The organism is Thiohalocapsa marina, assembly GCF_008632335.1.
Taxonomy (GTDB): domain Bacteria; phylum Pseudomonadota; class Gammaproteobacteria; order Chromatiales; family Chromatiaceae; genus Thiohalocapsa; species Thiohalocapsa marina.
Window position 1 is genome coordinate 1 of sequence record NZ_VWXX01000023.1, and the last position, 10,775, is coordinate 10,775.

The window sequence follows — 10,775 nt, forward strand, 5'->3', positions numbered from 1 at the left end:
GGGCCGCTGCCTCGGACGGACTCGCTTGGGTTCGAATCCCTGATCAGCCCGCGGTCGGGTGGATGCGTGGGTGGGGGGATGAACGCGGGGCGTCGCCTGGCCAGGAGGGAAAGTGGCAGGTGCCAGGAGGTCGCTAGCTGTAACGGCTCGCAAACATCGGCCGTCAGACCTGCAAACATCGCCGATGCTGGCCCGAATTCGCTGACAATATCTGGGGCTTCCGGCCCACATTGTTTCGCCAACGGCCCAGATTAGCTGCCAATAGCCTGCAAACATGCGGGTCGGCCCAGATTATTTGCCAATCGACCGGCGGGTTGATGCCGGGGTCCTACCGCCTTGACTTCGACGACCTATGTGTATAACACTTAGTGTTATATAAAGTTGGAGCGCAAGGGCACGTGAGGATCTTCAAGAACGCTTGGTTCGAGCGCTTCGCGCGAAAACAGAAGATCCAGGATGGGATGTTATGCGAAGCGATCCGTCGCGCAGAACAGGGTCTGATCGATGCCGATCTCGGTGGAGGCGTCATCAAACAGCGCGTTGCTCGTCCCGGGCAAGGTCGCTCGGGAGGCTACCGGACCTTGATCTTGTATCGCCAGAGTCATCGAGCCTTCTTCGTCTACGGGTTCGCCAAGAGCCAGCAGACCAACGTCAGCGACGAGGAAGTCGCCGAATTCAAGAAGGCGGCGCAGCACGTCCTTGAGATGACGGAGGAGCAACTCTGCGCGCTGATCCAGAACGGACAATTTACGGAGGTTGAACACGATGGCTAAACAGTATCGTAGCGATGCGATGGCCTCAATCCACGAAACCATGGAGGCCCTCCATGAGGTGGGCGCCATCGACAAGCAGACCATGCGCCAGTTCGACGATGCCTGCCTGACGCCGGTCGAATCCCTTTCTCCCGAAGCCATCCGCGCTCTGCGCGAGCGCGAGCATCTTTCTCAGCCGGTCTTCGCCCGTTATCTCAACGTGAGCAAGAATCTGGTCTCGGACTGGGAGCGAGGGGTGAAGCGTCCCGGCGGGCCAGCACTTCGACTCCTGACCGTCATCGACAAGAAGGGAATTCAAGCGATCGCCTGAGTGCCCAAGGCCCAGTGGAGAAGCGCTGGCTCCTGCGCTTGTCAGTTCGAAAAAACGAACGTTTTCCCGGACTGATCTCTCAGGCCCTCCAGGTAGGCCAAGGAGTCGTGCTGCCCAGTCCGAAAAACCCGTTCTAGCAATCAAGGTCCGGATTTCCTAAACTCCGTCGAGTACGTCGAACCAAATGATCGCCGGAGAGGTGATGCAGATCGGCTAGGCGCGCGTCAGCACGCGGGAGCAGAGCGTCGACCTGCAGGTCGATGCCCTGCGCCAGGCCGGTTGCGAGAAGGTGCTCCAAGAGGTGGTCAGCGGCGCCAAGGCCGAGCGGCCGGTGCTCGACGGACTCACCCCGCGCAGCGCCGAGCGGCGGGCATTGATGCGCGAGACCGCCGAGTTCTACGGCCTGTCGGAAAGCTCGGTCTATCGGGCGTTGCGCGAGCGTGCGCGGCCGAAGGCCTTCCACCGCGCCGACCGTGGGCAGCCGCGGGTGATGGCGCCGGCGCAGATGGAGCGCTACTGCGAGGTCATCGCCGCGCTGAAGGTCCGCACCACCAATTAAGAAGGGACGCCACCTGTCCACGCCCGAGGCGATTCGCCTTCTGGAAGAGCACGGGATCGAGACCCCGGACGGCCTGCTGCGGGCACCGACCGGTGTGCTCGCGCGCAGCACCGTCAACCGCTCCCTCAAGCTCTGGGGCGTCGATCATCGGACCCTGCGCCGGGAGCCGCCGGCGGTGCGCTTCCAGGCCGGGCGCAGCAACGACTGCTGGCACTTCGATCTGCGCCCGTCGGACCTCAAGCACGTCAAGCGCCCGGCCTGGTTCGAGGCAGGCCGCGGCCATCCGCTGTTGATGCTCTACAGCGTGGTCGATGACCGCAGCGGCATGGCCTACCAGGAGTACCACGGCGTCTACGGCGAGGATGTCGAGGCGGCGTTGCGCTTCCTGTTCAACGCCATGGCACCGAAGTCCGTTGAAGAGCTGCCCCTGCAGGGTCGGCCGCGGATCATCTACATGGACAACGGCCCCATCGCTCGCAGCCTGGTGTTCAACAAGGTGATGGACTACCTCGGCATCGAGGTGCGCCGGCACATGCCGCGGGGCAGCGACGGGCGCCGAACGACGGCGCGCAGCAAGGGTAAGGTCGAGCGGCCGTTCCGCACCGTCAAGGAGATGCACGAGCCCCTCTACCACCTGCACGAGCCGGAGACCGAGGACGAGGCGAACGACTGGCTGCTGCGCTTCCTGGTCCACTACAACGGCATGCAGCACCGTTCCGAGCCGCACGCACCGCGCTGTTCACCCTCGAAGGCATCAAGGGCCAAGAGCGCGCCTACATCGACTGGCTGCTCGCGCAATGCACCAAGGACGACGGCACCGAGATCCTCACCGACGAGGCCGTCGACCGCCTGGCGGGCGGGCGCGCTCGCAACGCCGTTGGAGATCGAGCAATCCCTGACCCTCGCCTTCGAGGCCGGGTACGAAGTGGGCGCACATCCGATCACCGTGGAGATCATCGACAACGTGCTGGCCGCGGACCTCGATGCCCTGGAGGCGACCCTGACCAGGAACGGCTACAGCGCCCGCGCCCTGGCCGAGCTGTTCAACGTGCGACCGGCGGAGGTGCGCGCCTTCCTGCATGGCCAGTTGGCGCCGGGGCGGACCCAGGAGCTGCATGCGCAGCTGCTCGCAGCCGGGTTGCCGGTCTGATGGGGGTGGCATCCCTGGCATTCGGGTGTTTGCAGATAATCCGAGCCGGAAATGGCGATGTTTGCAGGTCGGGGGGCGAATGTTTGCAGGCCGCTACAGGTATCGGACATGGGCGCTCGCGGTACCGCCAAGACGCCCCGAACGCAACCGGCAGCAGCGACTGCCGGACTCCGGATTTCCGGCCCCGGGGCATGGCGGAAGATCGATTCGACCCCCTCCCTGCAAAAAAGCAATTTTTCGTCGAAAGCTCATCCATAGGCCTCGCATTCCGCCGAAAACGGCAGAAACGCTCCCGTACCATGTTCGTATCTTTTTCAACGAGGTACGCAACATGACGACCGACCCGCATCGAACGGCTTTGCCCGCCAACGCCGTTGAGGGCGACGCGCTCATTACCGCCGCCGAGGCCCGTCGCCTGGCCGGCGGCATCTCCGACATGACGCTCTGGCGATGGCTGCGCAAGGGCATCATCCCCCAGCCGATCGTCATCAAGCGCAGGCGCTATTGGCGCCGCGGCGAGTACCTCGCGGCCCTGCACTCCGCCGGCCAGCACAAGCGTGATGCCGCGTGACCCCTGCGCGCGAAGGCGCAGCGATCGCTGCCGCGGCCCATGCGCGACAGAAACTGACGCATCAGAGTGGTTGAATAGCAATGCGGTCGGGGACGATCGAAACCAGGACGGCCCTGCCGGATGCGGCGCATCCTGCCGCAAGGCATCCAGCATGATCGCCAGCGACACCCCATGACGCACCGAATGTCTACAAGCGGACGTTCAATGCTCACAAACACGCATCGCTCATCAAGGAGTCAGCATGCCCCGAACCATTGTTGCCATCGGTGACGTTCACGGTTGCGCCCACCTGCTGCAGGAGACGCTGGAACCCTGGCTCGGCTCCGGTGCAGAACTGATCTTTCTCGGCGATCTCGTCGATCGGGCCCCGGAGGCCGGCGGCGATCAGGCCGTGCTCGAGCAGGTTTTCGCCCTGCAGGCGGATCCCGATGCCCATGGCCTGGCCGGAGTCACCGTGTTGCGCGGCAACCATGAGGACATGTTGCTCGATGTGGTGATCGACCCCGATCCGGATGAGCACACCCTCGATCTCTGGCTCTGGAACGGGGGCGACCTGGCTCTGCTGCCCTTCGCGCGCGAACACCGGGCCTGGTTCGAGGCACTCCCCTTGTATGCCATTCGCGGACCCTATCTGTTCGTCCATGCCGGCGTGCGTCCGGGAGTGCCACTCGAGGCGCAGCATGAGCAGGACCTGATCTGGATCCGCGAGCCCTTCCTGAGCCGGGACCACGGACTGCCCTATATCGTCGTGCATGGCCATAGCATCACGAAGGACTTCAGGATCGAGCGGACGAACCACCGCATCGGCATCGACACCGGCGCCTTCAGGAGCGGCACACTCACTGCCCTGCCGCTGGAGGTCGACGACGTTCAGTAAGAACGTCTTCTCGCCTGCAGAGTCGCACCTGGCTGGCCTGGCGTGCGGCGTTACGTCAGCGCTGCGCCCCAGACGACACCCGCGTGCGGGCCTTGCAATCGGCCCGGCGGGGCACGCCCTCGCGTCCAATCACCCCACTGATAAGGAACCACATGCGTCTCTACACTATCCAGCCCATGTGTATCTACGACATGCTGCTCGATCGCGGTGTGTTCATCTCCTACCCTCTGGAGCATGCGGACTCCTGGCTGATGGAGGAAGGTCTGTTCGATAGAAATCTGATCGCCTATGACTGGCTGGTCGCGCAGATGCAGGCGCGCGGCTTGCCGCGTCCCGCTCCGACAGCCTATCCGACTTATTTCGTTTACGATCATCGGTCGGGCTCTTTGCGCCATCTAAATTCTGTGCATTTGTTCCAGTGTTCGATATTTCAAGAACATCTGACTCAGATTCGTATGGTGCAATTCTGGGCATGACTATGAAGTATTACTGTTCGATCGCCCCGAACGAGCCCCGATTCGATGGTGGGGTCGCTCGTAAGCACTTCCTAAATCGCCTAGGATATCGGTCGTTACAGGCTGGAGAATCCCCAGAGTTGTTTCAGCGCTTTGAGGCTTGGCTTGCGATCCATGAGCAACGGCTTCGCGTCCATCCACGTCGCGCTCAGATCTTAGTCTCCGGCGGCGTTGGGTTGGCCAGCTGAGCATCTTCGTCGCCGCACCGACCAAGTCAGGCAAGAGCTGTAGCGGCGCCCAGATCCTGCTGGACGCCCTGCCGCGCGCCTTGACCAACAAGCAGGCTGAGAATCTAGAGCGGATTGCGAAGGCTGCCGCCGACTTCCCGGGCCAGTTCTCGACGGTTCGCGGCGCAACGGCCGACTATCGGTTGCAGTCAGAGGAGTACGCCGAGCCGGCACCGGGCGCCGAGCTGATCGTCTGCACCCCTGGGCGCTTGAACCCCATGCTCGGTAATTTTGACAACCACCACCGGATCGAACACCCTAGTGCAGCACTTTGAAAAACCTGATACCGGTTTTGACTCAGGCAGCCAGCGGTTTTCCGGTATAGGTCCACCGAAACGGCTTAGCCAGGGTTTCGTTGAAGACATCGATGAAGGCGGTGATCTTCGCTCGCAGATCATCGACCGAGCTGAAGTTGCCTCGACGGATGACTTTGCGCGCCAGGATCGAGAACCACATCTCGATCTGGTTCAGCCACGAGGCATGCTTGGGGGTGAAGTGGAAGACGTTGCGGTGGCTGGGATCACGCAGGAAGCGCTCGCGGGTGGCCATGGACTTCAGGATGCCGTGCTTGCCCTTGATGCCGAGATCCATGGCGAGCCCGCAGGCCTCGGCAACGCGGCGCACGACGGCCTCGGAGCAATGCATGTTGAGGTTGTCCATGATCAGGTGCCAGCCAGTGGTGGCGCTGCGCTGGGCCAGCAGAGCGCTCAGCCACTGCGCGAAGTCTTGTTCGGTGCGTGTGGGACCGAGGTGGTAGGTCACTTTCCGCTCGCCACATCGAAGGCGGCGATCAGCGTCAGGGTGCCATGGCGAATGTATTCGAACGCGCGCCGTTCAATCCGCCCAGGGCGCAGCGGCAAGGTCGCGGCCGCACGCTCGAGCGCCTGCACCCCGGTCATCTCATCGATGCTGCGTGTCTCGATGCCAGCCGCGGCGCGCTCGGGTGCCAAGCGGTAAGTCTCGCAAACATCCCGGCACTTCTCATCAAACTGCGCGTCGCGCGGTGTGTTGATCCAGCCGCGCACCCGGTGCGGCTTGAGGTCTGCCTCGCGCAGGAAGCGTCCGATCGAGTCCGGCGAGATCGAGGTGACGATGCCGCGGGCGATCGCCTCGGCGGCCAGCTCGGCGTGGGTCCAGTGCGTCAGCGCACGCCCGTCGCGCTCGGGCGGCTCGCAGGCCAGCGCCAGGATCGCGCAGATCTGCTCTGGCGAGAACGTTGCCGGCGTGCCTGGGCGTGGTGCGTCAACCAACCGCTCCAGGGCCGACTCCCTCGCCGAGGCGCGCGACCAACGCCGGCGCCAACGCTGCACCGTCGCTCGCCCAATGCCCAGGCGCTCAGCGGTTGGACGCACACCGACGCCGCGATCGGCCAGCAGAATGATCTGTGCACGCATCACCAGTGCTTGCGGCGCACTGTGTTGGCGCACCAGCGCTTGCAGGGCTGCGCGATCATGGTCTGAAACGAACACAGGAGCGGCAGTGCAAAGCGGCATCAGCGAAAATCCTCTGATCAGTGAATCAATGCTGATCAGAATGATAATACAGGAACCTCGAAATGGTCTCAGGATTTTAACAGTGCTGCACTAGCGAGCTAGACGCACAAGCGCGGCGTAGCACCCTGATTAGCTCCCGAACGCCACGCCTGTCCATCGCCAATCGACAGACCCAGCGCCAGTTTTTTTTTGCGATCAGCCTGGCCTTTCGTCGCGAAACGGTAACGGGAAAGCCCGCCGACAGGGCCGCTAACGCTGCCGAAATGTTACCCCCAGCGTTACCCCGAAGGACCCTCAACGAGAAACGGCTTAGCCTTTTTAGAGCTAAGCCGTTGTTTTTAATGGAGCTGGCGGACGGATTCGAACCGACGACCTACTGATTACAAATCAGTTGCTCTGCCAACTGAGCTACGCCAGCGTGGTGGTCGGGACTGGAGGCCTGGTCCCGACCGAGCTTGTGAAATCATGATAATCCAGGGCTTGGTGCGGCTCAATGGCCAGTCGGTGATTTGCCCGTCAGGCGCGGCAAAAGATAGGCGCTCAGCGCTCAGACCTGGGCTGGCTGCCGGTGCCATAGCGACGGCTTACTGCTAACCGGCGGCTAGTAACTGCTCACCGCTGGCTGCTGGCGCATGGCCCGCCACAGCGGCCACAGCAGGTAGGCCAGTGCGGCATATCCGAGGGCGACCACGGACAGGGCCTGCAGGAACAGGGTGGCCTCTGCGTAGCCACCATTGTCGTGCCAGAGGGATAGGGCCATGACCGCGGCCACGACCACAAACGCCAGATGCACGCTTGCGTCCAGCACGCCCCAGGGGCTTTTCCGGGCGAGCCAGGTGCCGACCCAGGCGGCGGCGATGCCGCCGGCCAGCCCGGCGGCCACGTCGACCGGCCAATGCACGCCCACCGCCACGCGGCTCAGACCGGCGGCCACCCCAAGCAGCAGGAACAGCGTCCGCCAGCGCACCGTGCGGGCGTAATAGACCAGCACGGCAAAGAACACTGCCGCCGTCACGCTGTGCCCGGAGGGGAAGCTGTGGCGCTTGTGTCCGGGACCGATCAGGTTGAAGGCCTCTGCGGACAGGACCGCCGGCGGCCGTGCGGCATCGAAAAGCGGTTTCAGGCCGCGGGAATAGGCCGTGGCCACCAGCGCGGCACAGATCAGCGCCCAGAACACCCGCGGCCAGCGTCGGGCCAGCAACAGTGCCAGCGCAAAGGCGACGCGTTCGTCGCCAAGCACGGTGAGGCACGCCCAGAGCCAGTCCGGGGCGAGAGCCGCGGCACTGTTCAGCTGGCTGAAGCCGGCGTGATAGCCCACCAGCAGGTACAGGCTCAGTCCGGCAGCCGCGACGGCGACGGCCCAGCGCGTCAGCCAGAGGGTACCGCCGGGCGACACCGCGGGGGTGCGGGCGGCACCGGCCACCAGGGCCTCGCTCAGATCGTCTCGCAGACGACCCAAAAGACCGCCAGTCGCCTTGCCAGACACTCCACCGGAGACTTCACGGGGCATGTCAGCTGGCATCTCAGCCCCCGTTGTCCACGACCACCTGGACCAGCGCCACTGGTCCGCGGCGGTAGCGCTGAAGCAATTGCACGCCCCCTGACTGCGCAACCTGACGCTCCAGACGCTCCAGCTTGTCGATGCGCAGGAACACCAGCTGCCCCGGCTGCGGCATAGCAACCTGCGGCGTGATGGCCTGGCGATAGACGCTGAAGCTGGGCATGCTGGTCTGGTACACCACCGTCGGCAGATCCAGCTCGCGCGCCACCAGGGCCGCTTCCTTGACCGGCGCCTGCATCACCTGAAATACCCGCGGCACCAGCACGCCGAAGACCACCAGCGACTGGATCACACCGGCCAGCACCAGCCGTTCCCAAGGCGGCGGCCGACGCCACAGCAACAGCCCCAGCAGCGCCAGCAAACCCAGCCAGGTAGCGACACGGTAGCGCGCGTCCAGCACCTGGCTGCCCGTGGCAAACAGCGCCTGCTCATGCAGCCGCTCGGCCTGGGCCTGGAACAGCGGCAACAGGTCCGGCAGCGCCACCAGCAGCGCCATGAACAGCATCGGCGGCAGCAGCGCCAGCCAGCGGTTCACCAGCAGCGCCCGATGCCGCGCCATCAGGATGAACAGCGGCGTGATGCCGTAGACCAGGTAGTGCGGCAGCTTGGTGTCGGAAAAGGAAAAGAACACGAACACCGTCACGAACCAGAGCACCAGGAAGCGGTCCAGCGCATCCGCCCACAGGCGCCGCCCGGCTGGCAGCAGCCGCAGGAACCAGCCGGTGAAGGGCAGCAGCACCACCGGCAGCATGACCAGGTAGTAGCCCGGAAAGCCCGCATGCCCATGCTTGACGCCGCCATAGCGCCCCAGATTGTGATCAAGGAAAAAGCTGCGGAAGAAACCGACGCCGTCGTCCAGCAGGATCGCCAGATACCAGGGACCGGCAACCGCCAGAAACACCAGCCAGCCCAGAGGCGCAAACACCGCCCTGCCCCAGGTGCGCAGGTCGCGGCAGGACGCGAAATACAGCAGGCTGACCACCAGCGGAAAGAAGACCGCCACCGGCCCCTTGGTGAGAAAGCCCAGCCCCAGCCACAGGTAGACCCGCAGCAGGGTGCCTCGGGCGGGCTTCAGCCGGTAGCGGTAGATGTCGAAGAAGGCCAGCGCGATGAACAGATTGAGCAGCGCATCTGCCACCGCACCCTTGGCGATGATGCTCACCTGCAACGCCAGCGCCATGACCAGTCCGGCCACGGTGGCGGTGGTCACATCCAGGCGTTGCCGCACGAACCCCCACAACGCCAGCAGCCAGGCCGTCGCGGCAATGGCCGACGGCAGCCGCAGCGCGAATTCGTTCAGGCCCAGCACGGAGACCGAGGCCGCCTGCAGCCAGTAGATCAGCACCGGTTTGTCGTAGCGCGGCTCGCCGTCGCGGTGGGGCGTGATGAAGTTGCCGCTGTCGAGCATCTCGCGGGTGGCCTCGGTGAAGGCCCCTTCGTCGAGGTCGTACAACGGCACCGCACCCAGTTGCCAGAAGAAGGCCAGCCACACCACGGCCACCAGGAACCAGGGCGACGTCAGCAGCGCGGTGACAGCGGAGCGCGGCATTGCGGGCCGCTCCATCGGGGCCGGCGCCGTCACGTCGCCGACATCCAGCCGGCTTGCTGCGGATCGCTCTGCCAGCAGATGCAATGGTGCGTGCGCTCGCCAGAGGCGAACAGCGTCCGGGACATCACCTCGGCCAGCACGCCGGTGGTGAGCAACTGGATCGACACCACCAGAAACAGGATGGCGACGAACAGCAACGGACGCTGACCGATGTCCTCTCCCAGCACAAACTTCACCGCCATCAGCCAGCTCATCATCAGCGCACCGAGCATGCCGAAGACCAGGCCGATGGAGCCGAAGAAGTGTCCGGGCCGGGCGCCGAAGCGCAGGAAATAGAAGGCCGCCAGCAGATCAAGCAGCACGCGGAAGGTGCGCGAGATGCCATACTTCGAGCTGCCGAACGCACGGGCCCGGTGCTGCACCACGGTCTCGCCCATGCGCTCCGGTGCCGTCACCCCGGCCACCCAGACCGGGATGAAGCGGTGCATCTCGCCGAACAGGCGCACCTCCTTGATGACCTCGCTGCGGTAGATCTTCAGGCTGCAGCCGTAGTCGTGCAGATCGACGCCGGTGACCCGGCCGATGAGCCGGTTGGCGATGCGCGAGGGAATCTTGCGCAGCAGCAGTGCGTCCTGGCGGTCCTTGCGCCAGCCCTGCAGCAGGTCCAGGTCGCGCTCCAGCAGCTCGTCCACCATGCGCGGGATGTCCGCCGGGTCGTTCTGCAGATCGCCGTCCAGGGTGGCGATGAGCCGGCCGCGGGCCGCATCGAAGCCGGCCTGCATGGCCGCGGTCTGACCGAAATTGCGCCGAAAGCGGATCACCCGCACGTGCGGGCCGTGGCGTTCCGCCTGCTGCACCAGCCGCGGCCCGGTGCCGTCGCGACTCCCGTCGTCGATCAGGATCAGCTCCCAGGGCGCGTTATAGCCCGCCAAGGCTTCGTGCACCCGCGACAACAAGGGTTCGACGTTGTCGACCTCCTGGTACATCGGGATCACGATCGACAGGGAGCGCGGATCGTCGGCGGGTGACAGCGGATCGGGGGAGTTTGGCATCGAAGTTGACGGCGTACGGCTTGGGTTGTCGGAGCCGGCGGATAGGTATCAGGTTGGAGCCCGGCTGGACGACAGGCTGGACGACAGGCTGGAAAGGCGACATCTTAAATCCTTGTGCGCGCGACAGGAAGCGCCGTA

General features: G+C 64.6%; 10 protein-coding genes, 1 tRNA gene and 2 pseudogenes. 7 read left to right on the plus strand and 6 right to left on the minus strand.

What is annotated here, in order from left to right:
- Positions 1-398: 398 nt before the first annotated feature.
- The 7 genes and pseudogenes from F2Q65_RS13170 to F2Q65_RS13200 all read left to right on the plus strand — a co-directional run bounded on the left by F2Q65_RS13170 (position 399) and on the right by F2Q65_RS13200 (position 5,257).
- Positions 399-773 (plus strand): type II toxin-antitoxin system RelE/ParE family toxin, encoded by a 375-nt coding sequence (locus F2Q65_RS13170; RefSeq protein WP_150093879.1) that lies wholly within the window; start codon positions 399-401, stop codon positions 771-773.
- On the plus strand, positions 766-1,083 hold the full coding sequence (locus tag F2Q65_RS13175) for a helix-turn-helix domain-containing protein (RefSeq protein WP_150093880.1): 318 nt from the start codon (positions 766-768) through the stop codon (positions 1,081-1,083). Before F2Q65_RS13170 ends, F2Q65_RS13175 begins: the two co-directional genes overlap by 8 nt.
- Positions 1,084-1,384: 301 nt before the next feature.
- Positions 1,385-2,372: pseudogene (locus F2Q65_RS19995) on the plus strand (transposase family protein); the annotation flags it as partial.
- A 751-nt stretch (positions 2,373-3,123) separates the two neighbouring features.
- The gene (locus F2Q65_RS13185) at positions 3,124-3,363 is read left to right on the plus strand and encodes a helix-turn-helix transcriptional regulator (RefSeq protein WP_150093881.1); all 240 of its coding nucleotides are present in this window, start codon (positions 3,124-3,126) and stop codon (positions 3,361-3,363) included.
- A gap of 241 nt (positions 3,364-3,604) precedes the next feature.
- Positions 3,605-4,240 (plus strand): metallophosphoesterase family protein, encoded by a 636-nt coding sequence (locus F2Q65_RS13190; RefSeq protein WP_150093882.1) that lies wholly within the window; start codon positions 3,605-3,607, stop codon positions 4,238-4,240.
- Between the two features lie 152 nt (positions 4,241-4,392).
- Positions 4,393-4,716: a hypothetical protein gene (locus F2Q65_RS13195; protein ID WP_150093883.1), complete on the plus strand. Its 324-nt coding sequence runs from the start codon at positions 4,393-4,395 to the stop codon at positions 4,714-4,716.
- 307 nt (positions 4,717-5,023) lie between these two features.
- A complete protein-coding gene (locus F2Q65_RS13200; protein WP_150093884.1) occupies positions 5,024-5,257 on the plus strand; it encodes a hypothetical protein in 234 nt (77 codons plus the stop codon).
- A 141-nt stretch (positions 5,258-5,398) separates the two neighbouring features.
- Here F2Q65_RS13200 and F2Q65_RS13205 read toward each other — a convergent pair.
- The 6 genes and pseudogenes from F2Q65_RS13205 to F2Q65_RS13230 all read right to left on the minus strand — a co-directional run.
- Positions 5,399-5,744: pseudogene (locus F2Q65_RS13205) on the minus strand (transposase); the annotation flags it as partial.
- Positions 5,741-6,475, minus strand: coding sequence for an IS630 family transposase (locus F2Q65_RS20000; RefSeq protein ID WP_246156212.1), 735 nt, complete (start codon positions 6,473-6,475; stop codon positions 5,741-5,743). The gene F2Q65_RS20000 and the pseudogene F2Q65_RS13205, both read right to left, overlap by 4 nt.
- Before the next feature lie 342 nt (positions 6,476-6,817).
- Positions 6,818-6,893: transfer RNA gene (locus tag F2Q65_RS13215), tRNA-Thr, on the minus strand.
- 183 nt (positions 6,894-7,076) lie between these two features.
- Positions 7,077-7,985, minus strand: coding sequence for a phosphatase PAP2 family protein (locus F2Q65_RS13220; protein WP_150093885.1), 909 nt, complete (start codon positions 7,983-7,985; stop codon positions 7,077-7,079).
- Between the two features lie 13 nt (positions 7,986-7,998).
- Positions 7,999-9,585: an ArnT family glycosyltransferase gene (locus F2Q65_RS13225; RefSeq protein ID WP_150093886.1), complete on the minus strand. Its 1,587-nt coding sequence runs from the start codon at positions 9,583-9,585 to the stop codon at positions 7,999-8,001.
- Between the two features lie 29 nt (positions 9,586-9,614).
- Positions 9,615-10,637: a glycosyltransferase family 2 protein gene (locus F2Q65_RS13230; RefSeq protein ID WP_150093887.1), complete on the minus strand. Its 1,023-nt coding sequence runs from the start codon at positions 10,635-10,637 to the stop codon at positions 9,615-9,617.
- Between the last annotated feature and the right edge of the window lie 138 nt (positions 10,638-10,775).

Excerpts from the sequence above, each read along its gene's own strand:
- F2Q65_RS13225 (WP_150093886.1), bottom strand. The coding sequence starts at position 9,585 with ATGCCGCGCTCCGCTGTCACCGCGCTGCTGACGTCGCCCTGGTTCCTG.
- F2Q65_RS13230 (WP_150093887.1), bottom strand. The coding sequence starts at position 10,637 with ATGCCAAACTCCCCCGATCCGCTGTCACCCGCCGACGATCCGCGCTCC.
- F2Q65_RS13195 (WP_150093883.1), top strand. The coding sequence starts at position 4,393 with ATGCGTCTCTACACTATCCAGCCCATGTGTATCTACGACATGCTGCTC.
- F2Q65_RS20000 (WP_246156212.1), bottom strand. The coding sequence starts at position 6,475 with ATGCCGCTTTGCACTGCCGCTCCTGTGTTCGTTTCAGACCATGATCGC.
- F2Q65_RS13175 (WP_150093880.1), top strand. The coding sequence starts at position 766 with ATGGCTAAACAGTATCGTAGCGATGCGATGGCCTCAATCCACGAAACC.
- F2Q65_RS13190 (WP_150093882.1), top strand. The coding sequence starts at position 3,605 with ATGCCCCGAACCATTGTTGCCATCGGTGACGTTCACGGTTGCGCCCAC.
- F2Q65_RS13220 (WP_150093885.1), bottom strand. The coding sequence starts at position 7,985 with ATGCCCCGTGAAGTCTCCGGTGGAGTGTCTGGCAAGGCGACTGGCGGT.
- F2Q65_RS13185 (WP_150093881.1), top strand. The coding sequence starts at position 3,124 with ATGACGACCGACCCGCATCGAACGGCTTTGCCCGCCAACGCCGTTGAG.